Source organism: Microvirga sp. CF3062, from assembly GCF_036314045.1.
In the GTDB taxonomy this organism is placed as follows: domain Bacteria; phylum Pseudomonadota; class Alphaproteobacteria; order Rhizobiales; family Beijerinckiaceae; genus Microvirga.
The window spans coordinates 126,078-149,800 of record NZ_JAYGGN010000003.1 but is presented as its reverse complement, the minus strand read 5'-3'; the positions used below and the strand labels follow the sequence as shown (position 1 = coordinate 149,800).

Here is a 23,723-nt window from a genome sequence, read left to right as displayed (position 1 = left end):
GTGAACGGGTTTACGACCCGGCCTTCTTATAGGCATCGACGATGGCCTGACCGTCGGGGCCTGCCTTCTTCAGCCAATCCTGAGTCAGCTGCTCGCCGACCTTCAGCAGGCCTGCCTTCAGTTCAGGCCCGGGGGGCTGCACCTTCATGCCCTTCGCGGTCATCTGCTCCACGTACCACTTGGTCTTTTCCTGCGCGGTCTTCCAACCGCGCTCCTCGGCCGTCTTGGCAGCCTTCAGCACGGCCTCCTGCGTCGGCTTGTCGAGGGCATCGAAAGCGGCCTTGTTGACGAAGGTGATGTTCTTCGGGATCCAGGCCTGCGTGTCATAGAAGTGGGTGAGCGATTCCCACACCTTCGAATCGTAGCCGGTCGCACCCGAGGTCATGAAGGTGTTGACCACGCCGGTGGCAAGCGCCTGCGGCAGGTCGGCCGCCTGGACAGTGACGGGCTGCGCGCCGACGAGTTCGGCGATGCGGGCGGTGCCGGGATTGTAGGAGCGCCACTTCACGCCCTTTAGGTCCTCGACGGTGTTGATGTCCTTCTTGGCAAAGATGCCTTGCGGCGGCCATGGCACCGCAAAGAGCAGCATCAGGCCCTGACTTGAAAGCTTCTTCTCAAGGGCCGGACGCTGCACGTCCAAGAGCTTCTTCGCCTGATCGAACGAAGTGGCCAGGAAGGGCACCACGTCGAGACCGTAGACCGGGTCCTCGTTCTCGTGCAGGGACATCAGCACCTCGCCGGCCTGGGCTTGGCCGGTCTGCACCGCACGCTTGATCTCCGGCGCCTTGAACAGCGAGGCGTTGCCGTGAACCGTGATCTGCAGCTTGCCGCCGGTGGCGTCCGCCACATCCTTGGAAAAGATGTTCAGGTTCTCGGTGTGGAAGTTGTCCGGCGGGTAGGCCGCGGGCAGGTTCCATTTGGTCTGCGCCAGCGCGGGTGCTGCCATCAGCAGCACACCGGCGAGGCTTAAAGAGAAGCGTGTCATCTGTTTCATCGTTTGTCTCCCTCTGGTTGTTGTGAAAGCGTCTAGTTCGGGAAGGCCATCTGCGGCAGCACCATCACGATATTTGGAAAGACCGTGATGATCGCCACCGCCGCGACGAGCAGGAAGAAGAACGGCAGCGCGGCGAGCGCCACGGTGTTCGAATCCTTGCCCGACATGGTCTGGAGCACGAAGAGATTGAATCCGACCGGCGGCGAGACCTCAGCCATCTCGACCACGAGAATGAGGAAGATGCCAAACCAGATCAGGTCGAAGCCCGCCGTCTTCACCATGGGGATCACCACGGCGGTGGTGAGCACGATCATGGAGATGCCGTCGAGCGCGGTGCCGAGCAGGATGTACATGACCGTGAGCGCCGCGATGAGGGCGTAGGGCGAAAGGTTGAGGGCGTCGACCCAGGATGCGAGCGCCTGGGGAATGCCGGTATAGGCCATCGAGGTCGACATGAACGAGGCGCCGGCCAAGATTAGCATGATCATGCAGGTGATGCGAGTCGTGCCCATGACGCTCTTCCAGAACGAATCCCACGACAGGGCGCCTGACCACCAGGCAATCGCCAGGGAGCCGAGCACGCCCCAGGCGGCGCATTCAGTGGCCGTTGCCCAGCCGAGCAGGAGGGTAAGGAAGACGAGCATGATCAGGAGCGCGACGGGAATGAGGTTCGTCGATTCCCTCATCTTCTCGCGAAAGCTCATGCTCGGCTCGGGTGGGGGCGCCTTCTTCGGGTTGAGCAGCGACCACACGGCGATGTAGCCGGAATAGAGCGCCATCACGAGAAGGCCCGGCAGGAAGCCGGCAAGGAAGATCTGAATGATCGAGACGTTGGCCGCCACCGCATAGACCACCATGGTGATCGATGGCGGAATGAGGATGCCGAGCGTGCCGGCGCCGGCGAGCGACCCTAAGCTCACCATGTCGTCATAGCCGCGCTTCTTCAGTTCCGGCAGGGCGATCTTGGCCACCGTCGCGCAGGTGGCGGCCGACGATCCCGAGACGGACCCGAAGATGCCGCAGGCGAGCACGTTGACGTGCATGAGCCGCCCGGGGAGCCAGTTGAGCCAGGGCGCAAGCCCGCGGAACATCTCCTCCGAGAGACGCGTACGATACAGAATCTCGCCCATCCAGATGAAGAGCGGAAGCGCCGCGAGAGTCCAGGAAGCGGAGTTGCCCCAGATCGTGGTGGCAAGCACCGATCCCGCCGGAATGCCGCCACCCACGAACTGCATGCCGACCCAGCCGCAGGCCATGAGCGCGATGGCGATCCACACGCCGCCGGCGAGAAGCAACGCCAACAGCAGGAGCAGGAGCCCTGAGATCTCGATGAGCTCCATGGGTCCTACACTCCGCTCTGGATTGCGCGCTCCACCACCTCTTCGGCGGTGGTGGCAGGCGGCTTCTCGTAGCGCGGGTCGCCGCCGCGCAGCACGTGGATGAACTCGTCCAGGAAAGCGATGAACAGGATCACGAGGCCGGTGGCATAGCCGATTTGAGGGATCCAGAGCGGGATCGCGAGCACGCCCTGCGCCATGTCGTTGAAGCGCCAGCTGTCATAGGTCAGCTGCACCGCGTGCCAGGCGAAGAAGCCCACGAAGCCGAGACCGATCACCAGGGAGAACATCTCCAACCACCAGCGGGTCCGTCCCTGCAGGCGGTCCGTCACGAGGCCGACCCGGATCATCTCACCGGAGCGGAAGGTGTGAGCCAAGCCTAAGAAAGCCATCGCGGCCATGGACCAGGATGCGAGATCGTCGCCGGCCGGAATGTTGATGCCGATGCCGCGCCCGAGGGACAGGCCCATCATGAGAAGAAAGATGACGATGAGAAACAGGCCTGCGAGGTAGCCGGCGAAGAGATAAAGGCCGTCGAGAGCGGAACGGAGCATGCAGACAGTTTTCTTTGGCGCGTGATGCGCAGGCCAGAGCTTAACCTGACGGCAGGCGGGAGCAAGGGCCTCTTCCGGCACGAATGCACAAGCTTTCCGTCTTTCCTGCCCAAGGGCTAGGCAGGCTCTCTGAGGAGAGGTCATGCGACCTCCCGCCCCCTCCTGCCGCACTCGCCAGCGCCCTATATCCATGCTAGAACAAAACACGAACAAACTCGCGGAAGATCCATGGACGAGAAGCTGTCGAAGAAGCTGCGCATCCTGGCGGATGCGGCTAAGTATGATGCCTCCTGCTCCTCCTCCGGGGCGCCCAAGCGCAAGTCGGATCCCGATGGCCTCGGCTCGACGGTGGGGACCGGCATCTGCCACGCCTACACGCCGGACGGGCGCTGCGTGTCGCTGCTCAAGATCCTGCTGACTAATTACTGCCTGTTCGACTGCGCCTATTGCGTGAACCGCCGCTCCTCCAACGTGAAACGGGCCAAGTTCTCCGTCGACGAGGTGGTGACGCTGACCATCGAGTTCTATAAGCGCAACTACATCGAGGGCCTGTTCCTCTCGTCCGGCATCATCCGCTCCCCCGACTACACCATGGAGCAGATGATCCTGGTGGCGAAGAAGCTGCGCCGCGACCACGGCTTTCGCGGCTACATCCACCTGAAGACGATTCCCGAAGCGAGCCCATGGCTCATCGAGGAGGCGGGGCTCTGGGCCGACCGCCTGTCGATCAATCTCGAACTGCCGACGGAAAAGAGCCTGGAGCAGCTCGCTCCTGAAAAGGACGGCGCCTCGATCGAGACCGCCATGGCGCAGATGTTCGAGCGCATCGAGGAGGCGCGCGAGGAGCGCCGCCATTTCTCACCGGCCGGCCAGACCACGCAGATGATCGTCGGCGCCGACGCGACCACGGACGCGGATGTCTTACGCAAATCGGCCACGCTCTACGGCCATTACGCCATGAAGCGGGTGTATTACTCCGCCTTCAGCCCGATCCCGGATTCGAGCGCGATCCTGCCGCTCAAATCGCCGCCGCTCATGCGCGAGAACAGGCTCTATCAGGCCGATTGGCTGCTGCGCTATTACGGCTTCAACGTGGACGAGATCGCATCCTCGGCCGAGAAGGGCATGCTCGATCTCGACATCGACCCGAAGCTCGCCTGGGCGCTCAAGAACCGCCACCGCTTCCCGGTCGACGTGAACCGCGCCGACCGGGAGATGCTGCTGCGCGTGCCCGGCCTCGGGGCGCGTGCCGTCGACAAGATCGTTGTGGCGCGAAAGCACACCACGTTGCGCCTGGAGGACGTCGCCCGCCTCACCTCGGGGCTGAAGCGCGCCAAGCCCTTCCTCATCACGGCCGATCATCACCCGAAAGCCAGGCTCGACAAGCTCGACCTGCGCGAGCGGCTGATCGAGAAGCCCGAGCAGCTGAGCTTGTTCGCATGAGCCTCCACCGCATCACCCTCAAAGCCGGCGCGGATCTCCACGGCTTTCGCCGGGCGGTGCGCTGGCTGATCGCCGAGGAGCTGGCGCCGCAGCATGTGGTGTTCGCCATCGACGATGCTCCGGGCCTCTTCGGCGACGAGACGGTCGCTGACGCGGCGCCGGTGTCGATTCCGAAAGGCGTGTCGCGGCTCATCGAGCAGGTGGTCTGCCACAGCGACCCTGAGCGCTATGCCCTGCTCTACAGCCTCGTCTGGCGCGTCCTGAATGGCGAGCGCGACCTGTTGGAAGTCGCGAGCGATCCGCTGGTACACCGCATCGACCTGATGGCCCGCTCCGTGCGGCGCGACCTGCACAAGATGCACGCCTTCGTGCGCTTTCGCCGGATGCAGGGAGAACTCGAGCGCTTCGCCGCCTGGTTCGAGCCGGAGCATTTCATTCTCGAGGCGGCGGCGCCCTTCTTCGTCGACCGTTTTCGTTCGATGGACTGGACGATCCTCACACCCATCGGCTCGGCGCGTTGGGACCGGCATGCGCTGACCTTCGGCCCGCCCGGGCGGCGCGACGATGCACCTGACGAGGACAGCTTCGAGGAGGGCTGGCGCGGCTATTACGAGAGCGTGTTCAACCCGGCGCGGGTGAACCCCACGGCCATGCGGGCCGAGATGCCGAAAAAGTACTGGCGCAACATGCCCGAGACCGCCGCCATTCCGGGTCTGATCCAAACCGCCGCCCAGCGCGTTGAACGGATGATCGAACAGGAGGCGACGATGCCCGCCAAACGCACGCCCGAGCGCGCCCTTGAAGCCATGTGGGATCAGGAACCCAAGACCCTCGAACAGCTCAACGCCATTATCGCCAAGGCAGGACCGCTGGTGCCCGGCGCCGCGCAGGCGGTGTTCGGCGAAGGCCCGGATCATGCGGAGATCGTCTTCGTCGGCGAGCAGCCGGGCGATCAGGAGGACCTGCAGGGACGGCCTTTCGTCGGTCCCGCGGGCAAGCTTCTCGCCAAGGCCCTGAGGGAGGCCGGGATCGAGCGCGAACAGGCCTATCTCACCAATGCGGTGAAGCATTTCAAATTCGAGCAGCGCGGCCACCGGCGCATTCACTCCAAGCCCACGGCCGGCGAGGTGAAGCATTATCGGCCCTGGCTGATGAAGGAGCTGGAGCTGGTGCGGCCCAAGCTCGTAGTGGCTTTGGGTGCCACCGCCGTCCTGGCGCTCTCAGGCAAGGCGACGCCGATCACGCGCTCGCGCGGTCGCGCCAAGTTCGGTTCGTATGAGGGCTACATCACCGTGCACCCCTCCTATCTGCTGCGCCTGCCGGACGAGGCGACAAAGCGCGAGGCTTACGAGGCGTTCCTCAACGATTTGCGCCGCATTCACGATCTGGCTCGGGCTGATCTGGAAACGGGCGAGCTGCCGCTCGCGGCGGAATAAGTGCGCCGTCGCACCGGAGCGAACCAGATAACCGTTTGAGTTCTTGCTACAATGCAAAGATAGGCAGAGGTTAGCCATAAGCCGGGGCCGACTTGGCCCGGCAAGGAGGCGCCGGGCGACCGGCGAACAGGCCATGCCGCAATTCGTGATCGAGCGAAACATGCCGGGTGTCGGCAATTCATCTGCATCGGACATGCAACAGGCCTCGAAAACCTCATGCGACGTTCTGCGCGAGCTTGGACCCGACATTCAGTGGGTTCACAGCTACGTCACAGACGACAAGATCTATTGCGTCTACCGGGCGCCGGATGAGTCGATGATCCGCGAGCACGCTCAGAAGGCCGGACTTCCCGCAGATTCCATCGCCCGCGTGCGGACCGTCATCAATCCGATGACCGCCGAGTAGGGGCCGCAAAGGCACCCGACCTGATGACACCAGTCGGATACCGGGATGCTGCGAGGCTCACGCTCTCGCCTCCAGCTTCCGACGGTGGTCGAGATGCCGCATCGCCGGCGTGACCGTGACGCCGTGCAGCACGATCGACACCAGGATGATGAAGCCGGCCGTGCTCCAGAGTAGATCCGCGTTGTCGAACTTCGCGTGATGCAAGGCATAGGCGAGGTAATAGATCGATCCGAGACCGCGAATCCCGAAGAAACTGATCGCCGCCTTCTCGCCCGGTGGCGGATCGGTGCCGATCAACCCGATCCATCCGGCGAGCGGCCGGACCACGAATAGCGCCAGCAGGCCGAAGACAGCAGCCTGCCATGTAAGGGCACTGAGCAAGTCCCCGCCCGTCATGGCGCCGCCGAGCAGGACAAGAAGCACCATCATCAGGAGCCGCTCGAGCTCTTCCGCGAAGTCGTGCAGCTTGCTGTGATAATCATGTTCGGGCTTCGTCGCCCGCAGGGCCAAGGCCGCCACAAAAACCGCCAGGAAGCCATAGCCCCTGACCATCTCGGTCAAGCCATAGGCGAGGCAGGTGATGCCGAGCGCCACGAACCCGGCACCGGTGCGGGAGAGTTTGGCCCGGTTCGGCAGATGAAAGGTGAGCCAGCCGAGCGTCCGCCCGATCACGTAGCCCATGCCGATGCCGGCTGCGATCTTCCAGACGATGGCATAGGCAACCCATTCCGCCACATTGGTGAGGCTTCCCTCCTGCGCGAAGGAGATGGCCAGGAGAATGAACGGAAAGGCGAGGCCGTCGTTGAGGCCCGCCTCCGAGGTGAGCGTGAAGCGCACCTCGTCCTCCTCGCTGTCGCCCGGCGGGCCCACCTGTATGTCGCTGGCAAGCACCGGATCCGTGGGAGCAAGCGCGGCTCCGAGCAGCAAGGCCGCCGCGAGGCTCAAGCCCAGCAGGCTCTGCCCAAGCCAGGCGAGACCGAAAATCGTGAGCGGCATGGCGATGCCGAGCAGCCGCCAGGTAAGCCGCCACCGCTTCCAGCCGAAGGGCCTGTCGATCTTCAGGCCCGCGCCCATGAGCGAGACGATGACTACGAACTCGCTCATCCGCTCGACGATGGCGAGTTCCTCGTTGGGATGAGGGATCACACCGGGCAGGTCGGGAAAGGCGAAGATAAGCGCACCCAAGGCCACGCAGAAGATCGGCAGGGACAGGGGTAGTTCCTTCAGGACCATGGGAAGCCAGGCGGTCAAAAGGACGACAACCCCGAACCCTGCCAGCACGACGATGTAAGCACTCATAAGGCAGCGAACGCGGGCCAGACTCGGCAGTTCCGGTCGAGAAGGGGTTAATCCCCGTTAACTGCCCCTTAAACCGCCACAATTAGGGTGCTCCAGAGCATGAAAGGCCGGACCCACCGGTCGCGTGAATGCGGGGTCATAAAAGACGTGGCGAACGGACGTGACCGGCGCGAGCCGGTGTTCGATGCGCCCGCTGGGCAAGCGGGGGAGCTGGATTTTCACCTCTCGCCCCAGGATCGGGCAGGGGGAACGATGGCGCGCAGGCGAGCTTCTGGACAAGGCGGCGGCGGGCCTTCCCGGCCCCGGAATACTAAACGCCGGGCTGGCCGCTCCCTTTTCAGCAAGCTGGTCTATGCCGGGCTTGTGCTCTGCCTGTGGGGCGTGATCGGCGTCGGCGGCATCGTGGCTTACTACGCCTCGCAGCTTCCACCCATCGACCAGCTCTCAGTGCCCAAGCGCCCGCCGAACATCGCCATCCTGGCGAGCGACGGCTCGTTTCTCGCCAATCGCGGCGAGACGGGTGGGCGCACGATGACCCTCAAGGAACTGCCGCCCTATCTTCCGAGAGCCTTCGTGGCCATCGAGGACCGACGCTTCTACGACCATTACGGCATCGACCCGATCGGCATTGCGCGTGCGGTCTACCGCAACCTGAGCAACAGCGGCGGCCTGCAGGGCGGCTCGACCCTGACACAGCAGCTCGCCAAGAACCTCTTCCTGACCCAGGAGCGCACCGCCTCGCGCAAGATCCAGGAGGCGATCCTGGCGCTTTGGCTCGAGCGCAACTACTCGAAGGACCAGCTCCTCGAGCTCTATCTCAACCGGGTCTATTTCGGCGCTGGAGCCTACGGGGTCGAGGCCGCCGCCCAGCGCTATTATGGCAAGTCGGCCCGCAGCGTGTCGCTCGCGGAAGCCGCCGTGCTGGCAGGCCTCGTTCAGTCGCCGTCGCGTCTCGCCCCGAACCGCTATCCCGAGCGGGCGCAGGCCCGTGCGGAACTCGTGATCGCGGCCATGAACGACCTCGGCTTCATCACGCCGGGCATGACCAAGACGGCTCTGGGCGATCCGGCCGAGTCCGTGCGCCCGAACGGAGCGGGATCAGCCAATTACGCGGCCGATTACGTGATGGACGTGCTCGACGATTTCGTCGGCACGGTCGAATCCGACATCGTGGTCTCGACCACTGTTGAACCGACGTTGCAGTCGGCAGCCGAGCGCGTGCTGGTCGACGAGCTCAACGCCAAGGGCCAGAAGTTCAACGTGAGCCAGGGTGCCGTGGTGGCCATGCTGCCGGACGGAGCCGTCAAGGCCCTGGTCGGCGGCCGCAACTACGAGACGAGCCAGTTCAACCGGGCCATCGCGGCCCGCCGCCAGCCGGGCTCGTCCTTCAAGCCCTTCGTCTATCTCGCCGCCATGGAGCGGGGCTACACGCCCGACATGGTGATGGAGGACGCGCCCGTTGCCTACAAGGGCTGGGCGCCCAAGAACTACGACCGCAAGTATCGTGGGCCGATCACGATCCGCGATGCGCTGGCGCTCTCCCTCAACACGGTCGCGGTGAAGCTCAACATGGAGGTTGGGCCCAAGACCGTGGTGCAGACCGCGCAGCGGCTCGGCATCTCCTCACCGCTTCAGGCCAACGGCTCGTTGGCACTGGGCACCTCCGAGGTGACGCCGCTTGAACTGGTGAGCGCCTACGCGGCCTTCGCCAATGGCGGCATCGGGGTGACGCCTTACGTGATCACCCAGGTGAAGACCACCGATGGCAAGCTCATCTACAAGCGTCCGGGCTCGGGCGGTCTTGGGCGCGTCATCGATCCGGGCGTGGTGGCTCAGATGAACGAGATGATGCACAACGTCTTCGTCATAGGCACTGCCCAGAAGGCGCAGATTCCGGGCTGGACTCTTGCGGGCAAGACCGGAACGACCGACGATTACAAGGACGCCTGGTTCGTGGGCTTCTCCGGCAATCTCGTGGCCGGCGTGTGGCTCGGCAACGACGACGGCGCGCTCACCAAGCGCGTGACCGGCGGCAACCTGCCCACGGAAGTCTGGCACAACTTCATGACGGCTGCTCTCAAGGACCAGCAGCCCGTGCCCCTGCCCGGCCTCGAGCGCATGCGCACGCCGTCGGATATTCCCGTCGCCGGCGCCGGAGGCGGTCCGCGCTACGCCAATGCAGATGGTGAAAGCAGCTGGGTTCAGCCCGCACCCCAGCGGCGCGCGAGCCGCGAGAAGAATTTTCTTGAGAAGCTGTTCGGGCTTTGAGGCAATCACCCAAGCTTTGCACTGTCATCCCGGGGCCGCGTAGCGGGACCCGGGATCGTCTGCAGAATGAGGAGCCTTGCTCGTCTTACGATCCCGGATTGCGGCTGTGCCGCGTCCGGGATGACGGCATGTGCGTTTAGGCAACTCCGCAAAACATTACCCCGCACGTAATCGCCATCCCTCTCTCCGCACGGCATGCTCGGCTCATCAATCGAGAAGGAGCCTGCCATGTCCGCCTATGCAATCGGTCATCTGCACGATGTGAATGTCGGTCCCGCCATCGTCGAATATCTCCGGGGCATCGACGCGACGCTCGCGCCGTTCGGCGGCCGCTTCCTGCTTCACGGCGAACCGGTGGAGGTGCTGGAAGGATCGTGGTCGGGGGATCTGGTCGTGATCGAATTTCCCGACCGGGAGAGCGCCCGTGCGTGGTATGCCTCGCCGGCCTACCGGCAGATCCTACCCCTGCGCCTTGAGAACTCGCGCGGAAATGTCTTCCTCACAGACGGAGTTCCGGCCGATCACAAGGCCACCGACATCCTTTCAGCACTGCCGACAATGGATCAGCCCTTGGGCTGATGTCCCCGTGCCCGGCTCGTCATGAGGAACAGCACAAGCGCCAGCACGCCGGTGGCGGCGATGGTGGCGGGCAGCGGGATCGCCGAGGCATCGAGGTTGCTTCCAAGCAGAATGCCCACGATGGCGGCAAACGTCATCTGACAGATGCCCAGCAGCGACGAGGCCGCGCCGGCCCGTTCCGGAAACGGCATCAGCGCCGAGGCCATGGATTGCGGCATGGTGAGGCCGACCCCGATGCCGTAGATCGCCATTGGGGCGCTGATGCTGAGCGATGACGGGACAGCGAGAAGCACGAGCGCCAGCATGGTGGCGCCGCCGACAGCGAGGCACATCACGCCGAGCCGGATCGTGCCGTCGAGCCCGCGCCGGCCCACCAGATCCTGCGCGAGATAAGTGCCGCCGATGAAGCCCGCAACCACGAAGGTGAAGGAGAAGGCATAGGACAGTTCATCCAGGCCATAGATATTCTGCAGCACGAAGGACGAGCCGGAGATGAAGGCGAAGAGCCCGCCATAGGTGAGCATGGAGAGGCCCACATAGGTGCGATAGCCTGGATGGCCGAGCAACAGCTTGAAGCCGCGCAGGATAGACCCGAAGGAGATCGGCACGTCCGACTTTTTCCGGATGCTCTCCGGCATGCGCAGGCTGATGATGGCCGCCATGGCGATGCCGAACAGGATCATGACCCCGAAGGTCACGCGCCAGCCCGAGATGCGCTCGATCACGCCGCCGAGGATCGGGGCTGCAGCCGGCACGACGCCCATGATCGTACCCATGCGCGACAATTCCTGGCCGGCCCGCGGCCCCTCGTAGAAATCGCGCACGATGGCACGCCCGAGCACGATGGGGCCCGACGCGCCGAGCGCCTGAAGGAAGCGCGCGCCGATCAGCGTCTCGATGTTGGGCGCAAACGCGCAGATGAGGCTCGCCAGCGTGAAGAGCCCCAGACCGAAGAGCAGCACGGGCTTTCTCCCGATCCGGTCGGAAATCGGCCCATAGAAGAACTGCCCGGCCGCAAAGCCGAGGAGGAAGGCCGAGAGCGTGAGCTGCGTCTGGCCCGTGGTCGCATTGAGGCCCACCGCAATCGCGGGCAGCGACGGCAGGTACATATCTGTCGAGAGAGGCCCGAGCGCAGTCAGAAGCGCCAGGACGACGGTGAGGGCCAGGGTGTCGGGCTTGAGCATGGAGCGGTTCGGCAATGACAGGCCTGCCGGGGTTAAGCCCAAACGGTGGGCATGTCATCCTGGAATCGCTTCGGCGCGAGGCGACCTCACCCGATCCGGTGCAGGGCGCTGCCGTAGGTCTTGAGCCAGGCCTCAGCCTCGTCGGTGCGGGGGCAGAGCTGGTGCGTGATCTTCCAGAAGCGGTGGGAGTGATTGAGTTCGCGCAGGTGCGCGACCTCATGGGCAGCAAGGTAGTCGAGCACGAAGGGCGGGGCCATGATCAGGCGCCAGGAGAAATTGAGCGCCCCATTGGCCGAGCAGGAACCCCAGCGGCTCTTGGTGTCGCGCACGGTGATGCGCTTGGCCATCACGCCGAGCTGGGCCGTATGCTTCCTCACGGCGACGGCGAAATCCCTCTTGGCCTCCGCTTCGAGGAAGTCCCGCACCCGGCGGGCCACATGAGCGGCCTCGCCGGTTACGGCAATGATTGGCTCGCCCGCGATGCTGCGGCCCGCCTGGGTCACACCGCGCAGGGACGTCCAGTGGACGACCCGGTGGGGAACGCCGCGAACGGGAACGAGGGCGCCCGACTCGAAGATCACCCGCTCAGGCACCTTGGCAAGGCGAGTGGCGATCCAGTGGCTGTGGCTGTCGGCAAACTTCTGGGCAAGGCCCACATCGGTGCGCTCGGGGATCGAGAGCACGACCTCGCCGGTCGCGTTGGAAACGCGCAGGGTGATCCGTTTGGCCGTGGGACGGCGCTTGAGGGCCACCTTAAAGGCTTGGCCCTCATGAAGAACCTTGAGATGAGGCGGGTCCGCAGGAACGCGGCGGAACAGGGCGGATTTCATATCCGCAATCTGCCCTGTCACGCTGATTCTGTCAGCGCAGCCGTTTGCCGCTCCTAGGAACGCATCAAGAACAGGCTCAGCCCCTTGACGCCTTCTTCCGGGCTGGTTCTCGATCGTGATTCTCAGTGAATTCAACGATTCGAGGAGCGATCTGAGACCTGAACCGAGAACCGTTGAAGACGCCATAGTGACCGACCCCGGCCTGTAGATGATAGAGCTTCTTGTCGGAGGACAGGTTGGGGGTCAAGTCGAGGGCGGCCAGGGTCTGGCCCACGCCCGAAATGTCGTCCCGCTCGCCTTCGACGGCCATGATGGCGCAGCGCCGGATGGACATGAGATCCACCGGCTGGTCCCGGTGCATCATCTCGCCCTTGGGCAATTCGTGATTCACGAAGACCTTCTCGACGGTCTGGAGGTAGAACTCGGCCGTCAGGTCCATGACGGCGAGGTACTCGTCATAGAACTCCCGGTGCTTTTCGGCCGAATCGCCGTCGCCCTCCACCAGGTGGTTGAACATGTCCCAATGGGCCGTCATGTGCCGGTCGATGTTCATGGCCATGAAGCCGGAGAGCTGCTGGAAGCCCGGATAGACGTCGCGCCAGAAGCCCGGATGAGACGGCGGCACCTTGGTGATGCAGTGACGTTCGAACCATTCGATGCCACGCTCTTCGGCCAACCGGTTCACGGCCGTGGGGGAGCGGCGGGTGTCGATGGGGCCGCCCATCAGGGTCATGGAGCGGGGAATGCAGGGATCGTTTTCGGCCTCGAGCCGCGCGACCGCCGCGATCACCGGCACGGCCGGCTGGCACACGGCCATCAGATGCAGGTCCGGGCCGAATTCCTGGCACAGGGCCTTGATGTAGTCGATGTAGTCGTCGAGATCGAACCGCCCCTCGTCCATAGGCACCATGCGGGCATCGATCCAGTCGGTAATCATGACCTGGTGCGTGGGCAGGAAGGTCTCCACCGTGCCGCGCAGGAGCGTGGCATAGTGGCCGGACATGGGCGCCACGATCAGAAGCTTCGGCTGGCTCCTGGCGGCGGGATGATCCCGCTCAAAAGAGATGATTCGGCAGAACGGGCGCTCCCACACGATCCGTTCCGTGACCGCTACCTTAGCCCCATCGATTACGGTGGTGGGCAGGTCGAAGGCGGGCTTGCCATAACGGCGAGTGGTGCGTTCGAACAACTCGCAGGCGGCGGAAACGGTGCGGCCGTAAGGGGTATTGGTGAGCGGATTGCCGGGATTATCGAAAAAATGCTTCGTCAAATCGGAGGCCGCGCGGGCGGGGCTCAAGAGCCAATGCGCGGTATCGTACCAAACATAAGAAAAGTTCATCTAAGGGTCCCCAAGGGCCGGGTGCCTGTTCTCGCCCAATGCGGTAGGCTTTATCCTCAACCGTAATTTTAAGATTAAAGTTCCTTCAGCCTATTGCAACAACCTTGTCCGTCCACTGCGAAAACGGGCACCATACTTTGGTTTCCGAGCATCACCTGAGGGTTGCATGCCGCTTCCAAAGTCCTCGATAGGAAAATAGGCTGGGGCTTTCTGCTTGGCGAACAGGGGGGCGGCCCTATTCTGTTCGATGATGTCCAGAATCGAACCGAAGAACCTGACGCACCATGCCCGGCACCTGCGCCTGGACACCTTGGTCCGCCTGCGCTGGCTCGCGATCGCCGGGCAATCCGCGGCAGTGATCGGGGTCCGCTTCGGACTCGGCTTCCCCCTGCCCTTCCCCTTTTGCCTTCTGGTGATCGTCGCCTCGGTCTGGGTCAACCTGCTGCTGCGCATCAGGTACCCTGCGAGCCACCGACTCAGCGACAACGTCGCTACGGCGCTGCTTGCCTTCGATATCCTGCAGCTTGCCGGCCTCCTGTATCTGACCGGCGGACTCGAAAACCCCTTCGCCATGCTGTTCCTGGCGCCCGTCCTCATCTCGGCCACGGCGCTCACGCCGGAGCGGACCCTGGGGCTCGGTCTCCTGGCTGTCGGCTGCGCGACGTTTCTCGTGCTCGCCCATTGGCCCCTTCCTTGGTTTCCCGGCCAGACCTTCTCCCTGCCCTTTCTCTATGTGACGGGGATCTGGACCGCGATCCTGCTCGGCACGGCGTTCACCGGCATTTATGCCTGGCGGGTGGCCGAGGAGGCCCGTCAGCTCGCCCAGGCGCTCGCCGCCACCGAGCTGGTGCTCGCCCGCGAGCAGCACCTGTCCCAACTCGACGGTTTGGCCGCCGCCGCCGCACATGAACTCGGAACGCCGCTTGCCACCATCGCGCTAGTCACCAAGGAGCTCAGCCATTCCATGCCCAAGGACGGGCCCGTGGGCGAGGACCTGCGGCTCCTGCAGGAGCAGGTGGAGCGCTGCCGCACGATCCTGACGAAGCTCACCTCAATGGGTCAGGAGGACGAGGAAGAGTTCCTGGAGACAATCTCGCTCAGCCATCTGGTGGAGGATGTCATCGAGCCGCAGCGGGCGGTCGGCTTCGACGTGAAGGTGATCAAGAAGGGCGATGGGCCCGAACCTATGTGCCACCGCAATCCGGGGGTCGTCTACGGCCTGTCCAACATCCTCGACAACGCCACGGACTTTGCCGAGAGCCAGGTTACGATCGAAGCCTGCTGGTCTCCTCACGAGGTTTTCATCGAGATCCGGGATGACGGCCCAGGTTACGCGCCCGATATCCTGCTCAGGATCGGCGAACCCTACGTGACCACCCGTAGCGCTGCCGAGCGGACGGAGGACAGCGAGGAGGGCGGAGGACTGGGCCTAGGCCTGTTTATCGCCAAGACCCTGATCGAGCGATCGGGGGCCGAAATGACCCTGACGAACGCGGCGCCGCCAGCCGCGGGCGCCATCGCGCGGATCGTTTGGCCTCGTCAGGCGTTTGAACGAGGTGCGGCAATTTCGCCGCAGGGAGGTTCGCTGGAGCCTCTCAAAGGTTAGGGGATCAATTCCCATATGAGAGAGGGGCCGACAAGCTCCCCTCATGGAGGAAAGTCCTTAAGATGCAAGGAGATCATCTGATGGCCGATGCGCCTGCCGCATTCGAAGATCGCGCCGACAAGAGTCTCTTGATCGTCGACGACGACCGGCCGTTTTCGACCCGTCTGGCCCGCGCCATGGAAGGCCGCGGCTACCAGGTTCGCGTGGCCGAGAGCGTGGCGGACGGCATTGCGGCCATCGAAAACGAACCGCCGGCCTTTGCCGTCATCGACATGCGGCTTGGCGATGGCAACGGGCTCGACGTGATCGAGCGCCTGAAGAACCGCCGCCCGGAAGCCCGCGGCGTCATCCTCACCGGCTACGGCAACATCGCCACCGCGGTGACGGCCGTGAAGATGGGGGCTTTCGACTACCTCGCAAAGCCCGCCGATGCGGACGAGATCCATGCCGCCCTCATGGCCCAGCCGGGCGAACGCGCCCTGCCGCCGGAAAATCCCATGTCGGCGGACCGGGTGCGCTGGGAGCACATCCAGCGGGTCTACGAATTGTGCGGCCGCAATGTCTCGGAGACGGCCCGGCGCCTCAACATGCACCGGCGAACCCTGCAGCGTATTCTCGCCAAGCGCGCTCCGCGCTAACCCCTCTAAAGCCGTCCGTCCGCGATCCTGTCGGGATCGGCCAGCGCGTGCAGCAGCGATGCGGCCGCGTGCGCAAAGCGCAGGGTCACGGCCTTGCGCCGCGCGCCTGCCAGAGGGTGATGGGACGCCTCGCGCAGGATCGCCGCGCCGAAGCTGTCGGCGATGATCAGGCCGCGATCCTCCGGCAGGATGTCGAACGGCACGGTCTCCGGCACCGCGAAGTAGAACCGGTCGCAGAAATCCTCGTAATCGGGCCATTTTCGGTCGGCCCGGAAATCAGCCACGCTCGACTTGATTTCGATGATCGTGAGCGCCCCGTCGGGTGCGAGCGCGATGAGATCGGCGCGCCGTCCGTTGGCGAGGGTGAATTCCGGCAGCGTGACGTGGCCGAGCTGCGAGAACAGGCGGCGCACGCCGCGCTGAACACCGGCTGCCACCTGCGACTGGCGCCCGTCGGCGGGCAGGATGATGGGGCGGGACATGAGTGCAGGCGAATCGGACATGCAGCGTAGGGTACCCGCTGACCGCTTGGCTGCAACGGCCCCGTTGTCGCGTTTTTACCGGAAGCGACCCCACAGCACCGAGGCGAGCGGCATGACGTGGTTGCGCCGGACCGCGATGATCAGGACACCGCAAAGCGCAAGCCCCGTTCCAAGAGCCATCCGTGCATCGAAGCGGTCGCCCGTCACGAGAATGCCCAGAGTCACCGTCAGCAGAGGGTTCATGATCAGCAGAGGGGCAATCATGTTGGCGGGATATTTCCTGATCAGGCCATAGTAGATCGTGTGAGCGATCAGCGACACGACAAGGGCGGAAAACAGTAGGGCTGCCACGAAATTCCAGCCAGCCTCCATCACCCTGTCCACCTGACCGGTCTCGAGGGTCGTTGTCAGGAGGATCATGGGCGCCACCGACGCCATCCCGATCCAGGCCTGAAACTGCAGCGGCTTCACACCCTCGATCTGTTTCATCATCACGGCAGCCAGCGACCCGACCGCCGTGGAGGCCAGAACCAGGAGGAGGCCCGCGGAGAGCGGAAAGCCGCCACCCGGGTCCCACATCACGAGCACGCCGCCGGCGAAGGTCAGCACGATGCCGAGCGCCCGCCTGCCGTCGATCCGCTCGCCCAGGATCAGAAGGGAGAGAAGCGCCGTGATCGGGATTCCGAGCTGGCTGACGATCGCAGCACTGGAAGGACTGGCCGTCCTGATGCCGAGGAAGAACAGCGCGAAGCCGCCACCGCCCATCAGGAACCCGACGAGAAGGATGCGCCATCGCGGTCGTGGGGCCGGCAGCAGCCACGGAAGAGCGAGCAGGGCCACGATGCCGAAGCGCACAGCCGCATAAAACAGGGGCGGGATTTCCATGTCCGAGACGACGATCTTGCTGACGATGGTATGGGCCGCCCACAGGAAGCAGACGAGAAACATCAGGAAGAGATCGCGAAGAGCCATGGTGTTGGATAGCTCGGCCTTGTGGAAGGTTGCAAATGCCGGGAGCGAGGGGCTGGCATGATCGTGGCGAGGGATCCGCCACGAGCCAGCGATCCTGCGGCACGACCGCAAAGCGGGCTGACCAATTCCTAATGCAGCATCAGGTGATGCGGCGACAGGTTCTCCAGCATGTCGCGCAGGTCTTCCATGTGCGGATTGATGCCGAGCGCGATCTGGAAGGCGGCGCGCGCCTCGTTGAGGTGGCCGTGGCGCAGGCAGATATTGCCGAATCCCGCCACCGCACCGAAATGGCGCGGCTCGAGGCGCAGGGTCTGGGCGATGTCGAGCAGGCTGTCCGCATCGCGCTTTTCGATGGAGGCAAGCGTCGCGCGCTTGTTCCAAGCCTCCGGCCAGTCCGGATACATGGCGACCAGGTGATCGAGCAGCGGACGGGCCTGCTTGAGCGATCCCGACCCCATGGCCTCGACGGCCGCCGCCATGGTTTCCTCGGCGATGCGGTCCTCGTGCGAGCTCCACAGGGCCCAGATCTGGTCCTCGATCTCCTCCACCGGCTGGGGCGGCTCCTCCATGGCGAGTTCCTGGAAGAGAGCGGTCAGGCGGCGCGGCAGATCCGGACGTGGGGTGTGCGCCGGAACCTCGAGAACGAGCTGGAACACCGGATCGATCGGCAGGGGGGACGTCATGGGCGGGCTCACCGATCCTCCATGGCAGGCAGCTAAGGGAGGGGACATAGAGTCCAAGCGCGGCGCGGCGAGAGGCAAATCGGCACCGATGCCGAAACAGGGGACAGCCCATGTGTGTATCTGAGCGTACTTTTTGACCGCGACTCTCCTCCACCGAGTCGAAAAATGCTCGTGCATCGTGCGGAACCGAAGGCTCGTGCAAGCGACCCGAAGGGCCACGCTGGTGAAAAGTGGCTCGGGTTTTCCGCTCAACACGATGCGCTATTTAAAGAATTGAGCATCGGACGGATCCCAAAAGTGGTTTCCACTTTTGGGGCCGATGCTCTAGGTTCCGCTAACGTCACTGAACCTGAACGATCATTGGAGCTGCCCTTGGGAGCCGTCATCGAGCGCGACCCTCTGCGCCTGGCCTGGAGAACCTCGCCCGTCCGCCATCTTGCCGGCTTCGGCCTCCTGGTGCTGGCGGGCTTTCTGATTCTGATCGGCTTCGATCTGGTCCGGCAGATCGTCGACCGGGCGACCGGCGGCACTGACGCCTGGAATGCGCCGGCCGCCTTCCTGCGGATTGCCCTCACTCCCCCGGCTGACCTGTGGCCGGGCTCCCTGGTTCTGTTTCCCGGCTTTGCACTTGACCCTGAAGCCTTCGCCCTCGCGGCCGTCATCGGCGTACTGGCCATTCCTCTGCTCATCGGCCTGATCCTGGTGGCGCTCGAATGGGTGGCGGTCGGCATCGGCGTGCGGATGCTGATGCGGGCCCAGTCGGCCGCCCTCGACATCATCCTGAAAGTGCCCTCCGCCTCTCACGACGAGATTGCCATGATCTCGGCGCTCGCCTCCCGGGGGCTAGCCCGCGAAAACGGTGTGCTGGGATCGAGCCTCCTGATCCCGGTGAAGCTCGGCGGCATGATTGGACTGGCCTGTGCCTATGTGTTCGTCACGGACTGGCACCTGGGCGCCGTTCTGGCGGTGGTCCTTGCCCTCGCCATGGTCGTGAGCGCGCGCCGCGCGCTCCTGCGCTTCGACGCCGCCGCGGCCCGCCATCGGGAAGGCGACAAGGCCGAAGGCGTGTTCACGGACCTCGAGCAGCGCCTGCCGGCCCTGCGCGCGCACGGCACCGCGCCTTTCGAGCGCGACCGGGTGCGCCGGGCTCTCATGAGCGGCCATCGCCCGGTGATGCGGGAGGAGTACCGCTTGGCCATCACCGAGGCCGCCTCTGCGGCCGTGCTCATGATCGCCCCCCTGGCGGTTCTGGCTCTCGGGGCCTGGTTCTCCCAATCTCGTCCCTTGACGGCCGGAACGGTCGCGGCCAGCGTGCTCGCAGCCGCGCTCGCCGCCTACGGCACCCGCGAGGTGGTCCAGTGGCACCGGCTGATCATGCGGGCCAGGGCACTGCTCATCGACCTCGGCAAGGGCCTGGCGCCGTTGAAGCTGCGCGCGGCTCTGAAGGGAAAGGCCAGCCTGCCCGAGAACGGCGCGCTCATGGCCCAAGGTGTCTCCGCCTATGACCCCGCGAGCGGAGCGCGCGTTGCGTCGGTCAACCTCACCCTCGCCTTCCCGTCGCACGTGGCCCTTGTGGGCGACGGGGACACAGGTCCGAGGCTTCTCGCGGCGCTCATGAGCGGCCAGCTGCCGCCGTCGATGGGACGCCTGACCTATGGCGGTGTGGACCTCGCCGCCGCCAACCCCGTGGAGCGCAGCCAGCGCATCGCCTTTACGGGTTCGACGGTGCTGATCGAGGGCAGCCTGAAGGACAACCTGCTCTATGGCTGCTCCGCACCGGCAGGCGAACTGAAGCATCGCCTCTCCGAGGCCATCGCCATTGCCGGACTCGACCGCCTGACCCATGCCCGCGGCCTGTCCGGGACCATCGACCCCAAGCAGGAACCGAAGTTCGCGGCCGCCATCGTGGAGGCGCGCCGCTTCGTCGAGGCGGCGCTCGCCGCCGAGGACCTCGACCGCTTCGTCGACCCGTTCAGCGCCACACGCTACAACCGCTACGCCACGATCGGCGAGAACCTGCTCTTCGGAAAGCCGATCGGGGATGCCTTCCATGAGGATCGCCTGTCGGGGCACCCCTTCGTGCGCGCCATCCTGGAGGCCAACGAGCTCACCAAGCCGCTCGCCCGCATGGGACTGTCCATTGCCACCAGCATGATCGAGATATTCGCGGAGATCCCGGACGGGTCACCGCTCTTCGACCGCTTCTCGTTCTTCTCGGCGGCCGACCGGCCCTACTTCCAGGATCTCGTCGACCGACGCAACGAGCAGCGACGCAGCGACAAAACCTCCCGGGATCAGGAGCGCCTGATCGGGCTGGCGCTTCGCTACAATGAGAGCCGGCACCGCTTAGGGTTGCTCGAACCGGGCTTGGAGGAGCGCATCCTCGTGGCCCGCGCTGATTTCGCCCGCATGCTGCCGGTGAGCCTGAAATCTGCCATCGAGTTCTACGACGAGGCGCGGTTCTGCGCGGCGGCGAGCATCCAGGATAACCTTCTCTTCGGACGCATCGCCGCCGACCGGGCAGGCGCCCTCGATGCGGTGCAGGAGGTGACCCGCCGGGTGCTGACCCAGCGCGGCCTCGACGGCGAGGTCTCGCGCATCGGGCTCGACACGCCGATCGATCCTCAAGGGGACGATCTCACCCTCACCGAGCTTGCGGCCGTCGATCTCGTGCGCGGCCTCGTGCGCCGCCCGAGCATTTTGGTGGTTCAGCGGGCGCTCGACGGCCTGCCGGGACCGGCTGCCGACAAGCTGGTGATGAACCTGCGCCGGGCTCTCGTCGGCCGCGGCCTGATCCTCGTGACGCCCGCAATCTCGCCGGCCATGGATCAACCGCCCTTCGATGCTGTTATCCATTTCGAGCGGGGCGAGCCCGTGATGGAGCGCCGCACCCGGCGTCTGGAGGCCTTGAGTGCGTGACACTTTCTGCCCAGCGCATCCTGCGGACAAGCCATCCGCTTGTCCGCAGGATGCGCCAGCCAAGATCAGGAGCATCGGACCCAAAAGTGGCTTCCACTTTTGGGTCCGATGCTCTTGACCAGCCGTTCTTCTCGTGGGCAGCTTATCGCGGTTCATGTGCGCCAGCGCACATAAGAGGGGTTTTCGTTACATCATGATCCTGCCATGGTAAGGCGTGTTGCATCCTCTGACGCATTGCAGGTCCGGTTCTGGGGCACACGCGGCTCCACCTGCGCATCCGGACCTCAGTTCGTCGAGTTCGGATCGCACACGCCCTGCGTCGAGGTTCGATGCGGCGAGCGTCTCTTCATCCTCGATGCGGGCACCGGCCTCTCCGCCCTCGGCATGGAGCTCGGCCCGAACGCCCCCGAGAAGATCGATATTCTCCTCAGCCATCTGCACCTCGACCACATCAGCGGCCTGCCTTTCTTCAAGCCGGCGCTTCTTGCCAAGGAGCGCGTGATCCGCACCTATTGCGGGCATCTGGAGGGCGAGAGCGCCATGGAGCCTTTGGGCAGGCTCTTCGCCCCGCCCCTGTTTCCGGTGCGTCTCGGCCAGCTTCCGGCCCGGTTTGAGTATCACGGCTTCCGCGCAGGCGAGCCGATCACCTTCGACGACGGCACCCGGATCGAAACCCACCTCCTCAATCACCCCGGCGGCGCCACCGGCTACCGCCTCAGCCATGGCGGCCGCAGCGTCTGCTACATCAGCGACGTGGAGCACAGCGACCCCTGGCCCGATCCGGATCTCGCCGCCTTCGTCCGCAACACTGACCTGATGATCTTCGACGGCATGTTCTCGGATGCCGAATACTCATATTGCCGCGGCTGGGGCCATTCCACCTGGCAGAAGGGCGTGGAGCTCTCGAAGGCCGCCGGCGTGAAGGCCCTGGCGGTCTTCCACCTCTATCCCGGCCATGATGATGCCTACCTGAAAGCCGCCGAGGCCGAGATGCAGGCCGTCATGCCCGCCGCCTTCATGGCCCGCGAGCGGCAGAGCCTGACGTTCGAGCCGGTGGATGAAGATACGGACACCGATTGCTCAGAGGCTGTTCTGGCGCAGGCCGGGCAGGGCTAACTCAATTCTGGTCTAAATCTGCAACTGACAGACTGGCTCCTTCAACGCTTTCCAGCGCCCTCCTGTGCGCTAGGGCACAAGGCTGCACTTCCGCAGAGGCAATTTCATTGAAACGCCATTTTATAACGTATAATGACTCTTTGTATGAGCATTGCAGCGAGAGCCGGTAATGCAAACCGTGATGCAAGGGGTTTTTTATGGCGACTACCATTTTCACGACGGGGCTGAATGGCGATTTCCACCGGATTACGGAAACAAACGTCTCCCACCATCTCGACTGGAATTCCGATGCCAAGCTCTACAGCGGCCATGGCATCATCAACATACTTGTCGGAATCATGGAGTATGATCGGGCGCATGATTTTCTCGGCATTGCTCCCAACAGCGGGGTGACTCTCTCGGACGGCCTCAATCCCGGCAGCATCATCACGATGGGCGGGTCTTCCGGAAAGATAATGAGCACTTCAAATAACGGCGCTATCGGCATCCAGTTTTGGGACGACGTCACTGGACAAGATCGTCCCGCTACTCAGGAGGCAGTTCAGATATTTCTGCGTGCCCTGACCTACAAGAATACACAAGCGACGCTTGAAGACGACTTCTCCCGGAAGATCCAGATTTTTATTTCCAATAAGGGTGGCGACTCTACGAGGGATTTCGTCACCTTCACGAAGTGGTTGCCGCATCAGGGCGGACCGACCGGCGGCAACGATCCCAATGCCGGCGGAAACCTTCCGCCCAGCATCGGCGGCAATCCGTCCAAGATCACGATTTCCGATTCGGCGGCCCCCTTCGCACCCTTCACCGTCACCGACGCTAACGGGGACAACCTTACGCTCAGCGTCGGCATCAGCGATCCCAATCGCGGCATGTTCCTGGCCACGAGCCTCGGCGGCGGAACGTATAATTCTGCCACCGGCACCTATACGATCAGCGGCGCTCCGGCCCAGGTGCAGGCTGCTTTGCAGAATCTCGTCTTCGTTTCGAAGCCCTCATCCGAGAGCGCACCGGCATCCTTCGCGCCGATTACGTTCAAGATCCTTGTCAGCGATCTGTACCGGACCGTTTCCACGACCCTTGGTGCAGACCTGTGGATCAACCGCGCCGATGTTCTCAAGGGCACGTCCCGCAGTGACAAGCTCTATGGCTATGGCGGCAAGGACAAGCTCTCCGGGGGAGCGGGCAACGACAAGCTCTGGGGAGGATCGGGTAATGACACCCTGAAAGGCGATTCCGGCAAGGATACCTTCGCGTTCGATACGAAGGTCAACACCAGGACGAACAAGGACAAGATCGCGGATTTCAAGGTGACGGACGACTCGATCTGGCTCGACAATGCGGTCTTCACCAAGCTCGGCAGATCCGGCTCGGAGAACAAGCCGGCGCAGTTGAAGAGCAGCTACTTCACCATCGGCGACAAGGCCAAGGACCGGAACGACTACATCATCTACAACGACAAGAAGGGCGTGCTTCTGTACGACGCCGATGGTTCGGGCCGAGGCAAGGCGGTGGAGATCGCCAGCCTCTCCAAGAACCTTGCCATGACGCACAAGGATTTCTTCGTCGTCTGAGCCGGCGGGCAGAACAAACGGCTGCGGCGTCTCTCGCGCGCCAAAGCTCTCCCCTTTGCCGAAAAAT

General features: G+C 64.1%; 20 protein-coding genes. 10 read left to right on the top strand and 10 right to left on the bottom strand.

The features are described from left to right. Window positions 1-10: 10 nt before the first annotated feature. Genes VB618_RS06880 through VB618_RS06870 form a run of 3 tightly spaced genes read right to left on the bottom strand, consistent with a single transcriptional unit; the run spans window position 11 to window position 2,885 of the window. The gene (locus tag VB618_RS06880; protein WP_329795848.1) at window positions 11-994 is read right to left on the bottom strand and encodes a TRAP transporter substrate-binding protein; all 984 of its coding nucleotides are present in this window, start codon (window positions 992-994) and stop codon (window positions 11-13) included. Between the two features lie 32 nt (window positions 995-1,026). Continuing rightward, entirely contained in the window at window positions 1,027-2,334 is a 1,308-nt protein-coding gene (locus tag VB618_RS06875; protein ID WP_329795847.1) for a TRAP transporter large permease, read from the bottom strand. A gap of 5 nt (window positions 2,335-2,339) precedes the next feature. Continuing rightward, window positions 2,340-2,885, bottom strand: coding sequence for a TRAP transporter small permease (locus VB618_RS06870; protein WP_329795846.1), 546 nt, complete (start codon window positions 2,883-2,885; stop codon window positions 2,340-2,342). Between the two features lie 228 nt (window positions 2,886-3,113). Between VB618_RS06870 and VB618_RS06865 the strand changes: the two genes are divergently transcribed. From VB618_RS06865 to VB618_RS06855, 3 genes are all read left to right on the top strand, one after another. Then, window positions 3,114-4,328 (top strand): putative DNA modification/repair radical SAM protein, encoded by a 1,215-nt coding sequence (locus VB618_RS06865; protein ID WP_329795845.1) that lies wholly within the window; start codon window positions 3,114-3,116, stop codon window positions 4,326-4,328. Then, window positions 4,325-5,764, top strand: a complete 1,440-nt coding sequence (locus VB618_RS06860; protein WP_329795844.1) for a UdgX family uracil-DNA binding protein — start codon at window positions 4,325-4,327, stop codon at window positions 5,762-5,764. The genes VB618_RS06865 and VB618_RS06860 overlap by 4 nt, the downstream gene beginning before the upstream one ends. A 133-nt stretch (window positions 5,765-5,897) precedes the next feature. Then, complete coding sequence (locus VB618_RS06855) at window positions 5,898-6,170, top strand: DUF4242 domain-containing protein (RefSeq protein ID WP_329795843.1); 273 nt, start codon at window positions 5,898-5,900, stop codon at window positions 6,168-6,170. A gap of 57 nt (window positions 6,171-6,227) precedes the next feature. Here VB618_RS06855 and VB618_RS06850 read toward each other — a convergent pair whose 3' ends face one another. Further along, on the bottom strand, window positions 6,228-7,469 hold the full coding sequence (locus VB618_RS06850) for a cation:proton antiporter (RefSeq protein ID WP_329795842.1): 1,242 nt from the start codon (window positions 7,467-7,469) through the stop codon (window positions 6,228-6,230). Between the two features lie 147 nt (window positions 7,470-7,616). Between VB618_RS06850 and VB618_RS06845 the strand changes: the two genes are divergently transcribed. Further along, window positions 7,617-9,737, top strand: coding sequence for a transglycosylase domain-containing protein (locus VB618_RS06845; protein WP_329795841.1), 2,121 nt, complete (start codon window positions 7,617-7,619; stop codon window positions 9,735-9,737). A 228-nt stretch (window positions 9,738-9,965) separates the two neighbouring features. Further along, on the top strand, window positions 9,966-10,316 hold the full coding sequence (locus VB618_RS06840; RefSeq protein WP_329795840.1) for a DUF1330 domain-containing protein: 351 nt from the start codon (window positions 9,966-9,968) through the stop codon (window positions 10,314-10,316). On the opposite strand, the gene VB618_RS06835 is transcribed toward VB618_RS06840, so the two are convergent. The 3 genes from VB618_RS06835 to VB618_RS06825 form a co-directional block, all read right to left on the bottom strand. Further along, window positions 10,301-11,500, bottom strand: a complete 1,200-nt coding sequence (locus tag VB618_RS06835) for a multidrug effflux MFS transporter (protein ID WP_329795839.1) — start codon at window positions 11,498-11,500, stop codon at window positions 10,301-10,303. The genes VB618_RS06840 and VB618_RS06835 overlap by 16 nt on opposite strands. An 86-nt stretch (window positions 11,501-11,586) precedes the next feature. Continuing rightward, a complete protein-coding gene (locus VB618_RS06830; protein ID WP_329795838.1) occupies window positions 11,587-12,330 on the bottom strand; it encodes a M48 family metallopeptidase in 744 nt (247 codons plus the stop codon). 76 nt (window positions 12,331-12,406) lie between these two features. After that, window positions 12,407-13,669, bottom strand: a complete 1,263-nt coding sequence (locus VB618_RS06825) for a polyhydroxyalkanoate depolymerase (protein ID WP_329795837.1) — start codon at window positions 13,667-13,669, stop codon at window positions 12,407-12,409. 250 nt (window positions 13,670-13,919) lie between these two features. Between VB618_RS06825 and VB618_RS06820 the strand changes: the two genes are divergently transcribed. Further along, window positions 13,920-15,275 carry an ActS/PrrB/RegB family redox-sensitive histidine kinase gene (locus VB618_RS06820; RefSeq protein ID WP_329796152.1) on the top strand — a complete coding sequence of 452 codons (1,356 nt, stop codon included), beginning with the start codon at window positions 13,920-13,922 and terminating at the stop codon, window positions 15,273-15,275. An 80-nt stretch (window positions 15,276-15,355) separates the two neighbouring features. Further along, complete coding sequence (locus tag VB618_RS06815; RefSeq protein WP_329795836.1) at window positions 15,356-15,913, top strand: ActR/PrrA/RegA family redox response regulator transcription factor; 558 nt, start codon at window positions 15,356-15,358, stop codon at window positions 15,911-15,913. A 5-nt stretch (window positions 15,914-15,918) separates the two neighbouring features. Here the strand turns inward: VB618_RS06815 and VB618_RS06810 are convergent, their stop codons facing one another. The 3 genes from VB618_RS06810 to VB618_RS06800 all read right to left on the bottom strand — a co-directional run bounded on the left by VB618_RS06810 (window position 15,919) and on the right by VB618_RS06800 (window position 18,050). Continuing rightward, window positions 15,919-16,416: an MmcB family DNA repair protein gene (locus VB618_RS06810; RefSeq protein WP_329795834.1), complete on the bottom strand. Its 498-nt coding sequence runs from the start codon at window positions 16,414-16,416 to the stop codon at window positions 15,919-15,921. Window positions 16,417-16,470: 54 nt separating this feature from the next. Continuing rightward, the gene (locus tag VB618_RS06805; RefSeq protein WP_329795833.1) at window positions 16,471-17,367 is read right to left on the bottom strand and encodes a DMT family transporter; all 897 of its coding nucleotides are present in this window, start codon (window positions 17,365-17,367) and stop codon (window positions 16,471-16,473) included. Between the two features lie 128 nt (window positions 17,368-17,495). After that, window positions 17,496-18,050, bottom strand: a complete 555-nt coding sequence (locus VB618_RS06800; protein WP_329795832.1) for a tetratricopeptide repeat protein — start codon at window positions 18,048-18,050, stop codon at window positions 17,496-17,498. A gap of 372 nt (window positions 18,051-18,422) precedes the next feature. Here VB618_RS06800 and VB618_RS06795 point away from each other — a divergent pair, with 372 nt between their 5' ends. The 3 genes from VB618_RS06795 to VB618_RS06785 all read left to right on the top strand — a co-directional run bounded on the left by VB618_RS06795 (window position 18,423) and on the right by VB618_RS06785 (window position 23,656). Further along, window positions 18,423-20,969 (top strand): ABC transporter ATP-binding protein, encoded by a 2,547-nt coding sequence (locus VB618_RS06795; protein ID WP_329795831.1) that lies wholly within the window; start codon window positions 18,423-18,425, stop codon window positions 20,967-20,969. A gap of 204 nt (window positions 20,970-21,173) precedes the next feature. Next, window positions 21,174-22,085 carry an MBL fold metallo-hydrolase gene (locus VB618_RS06790; protein ID WP_329795830.1) on the top strand — a complete coding sequence of 304 codons (912 nt, stop codon included), beginning with the start codon at window positions 21,174-21,176 and terminating at the stop codon, window positions 22,083-22,085. A gap of 197 nt (window positions 22,086-22,282) precedes the next feature. Then, on the top strand, window positions 22,283-23,656 hold the full coding sequence (locus VB618_RS06785) for a calcium-binding protein (protein WP_329795829.1): 1,374 nt from the start codon (window positions 22,283-22,285) through the stop codon (window positions 23,654-23,656). Window positions 23,657-23,723 lie beyond the last annotated feature (67 nt).

Excerpts from the sequence above, each read along its gene's own strand:
- VB618_RS06880 (WP_329795848.1), bottom strand. The coding sequence starts at position 994 with ATGAAACAGATGACACGCTTCTCTTTAAGCCTCGCCGGTGTGCTGCTG.
- VB618_RS06875 (WP_329795847.1), bottom strand. The coding sequence starts at position 2,334 with ATGGAGCTCATCGAGATCTCAGGGCTCCTGCTCCTGCTGTTGGCGTTG.
- VB618_RS06870 (WP_329795846.1), bottom strand. The coding sequence starts at position 2,885 with ATGCTCCGTTCCGCTCTCGACGGCCTTTATCTCTTCGCCGGCTACCTC.
- VB618_RS06865 (WP_329795845.1), top strand. The coding sequence starts at position 3,114 with ATGGACGAGAAGCTGTCGAAGAAGCTGCGCATCCTGGCGGATGCGGCT.
- VB618_RS06860 (WP_329795844.1), top strand. The coding sequence starts at position 4,325 with ATGAGCCTCCACCGCATCACCCTCAAAGCCGGCGCGGATCTCCACGGC.
- VB618_RS06855 (WP_329795843.1), top strand. The coding sequence starts at position 5,898 with ATGCCGCAATTCGTGATCGAGCGAAACATGCCGGGTGTCGGCAATTCA.
- VB618_RS06850 (WP_329795842.1), bottom strand. The coding sequence starts at position 7,469 with ATGAGTGCTTACATCGTCGTGCTGGCAGGGTTCGGGGTTGTCGTCCTT.
- VB618_RS06840 (WP_329795840.1), top strand. The coding sequence starts at position 9,966 with ATGTCCGCCTATGCAATCGGTCATCTGCACGATGTGAATGTCGGTCCC.
- VB618_RS06835 (WP_329795839.1), bottom strand. The coding sequence starts at position 11,500 with ATGCTCAAGCCCGACACCCTGGCCCTCACCGTCGTCCTGGCGCTTCTG.
- VB618_RS06830 (WP_329795838.1), bottom strand. The coding sequence starts at position 12,330 with ATGAAATCCGCCCTGTTCCGCCGCGTTCCTGCGGACCCGCCTCATCTC.
- VB618_RS06825 (WP_329795837.1), bottom strand. The coding sequence starts at position 13,669 with ATGAACTTTTCTTATGTTTGGTACGATACCGCGCATTGGCTCTTGAGC.
- VB618_RS06820 (WP_329796152.1), top strand. The coding sequence starts at position 13,920 with ATGTCCAGAATCGAACCGAAGAACCTGACGCACCATGCCCGGCACCTG.
- VB618_RS06815 (WP_329795836.1), top strand. The coding sequence starts at position 15,356 with ATGGCCGATGCGCCTGCCGCATTCGAAGATCGCGCCGACAAGAGTCTC.
- VB618_RS06810 (WP_329795834.1), bottom strand. The coding sequence starts at position 16,416 with ATGTCCGATTCGCCTGCACTCATGTCCCGCCCCATCATCCTGCCCGCC.
- VB618_RS06805 (WP_329795833.1), bottom strand. The coding sequence starts at position 17,367 with ATGGCTCTTCGCGATCTCTTCCTGATGTTTCTCGTCTGCTTCCTGTGG.
- VB618_RS06800 (WP_329795832.1), bottom strand. The coding sequence starts at position 18,050 with ATGACGTCCCCCCTGCCGATCGATCCGGTGTTCCAGCTCGTTCTCGAG.
- VB618_RS06790 (WP_329795830.1), top strand. The coding sequence starts at position 21,174 with ATGGTAAGGCGTGTTGCATCCTCTGACGCATTGCAGGTCCGGTTCTGG.
- VB618_RS06785 (WP_329795829.1), top strand. The coding sequence starts at position 22,283 with ATGGCGACTACCATTTTCACGACGGGGCTGAATGGCGATTTCCACCGG.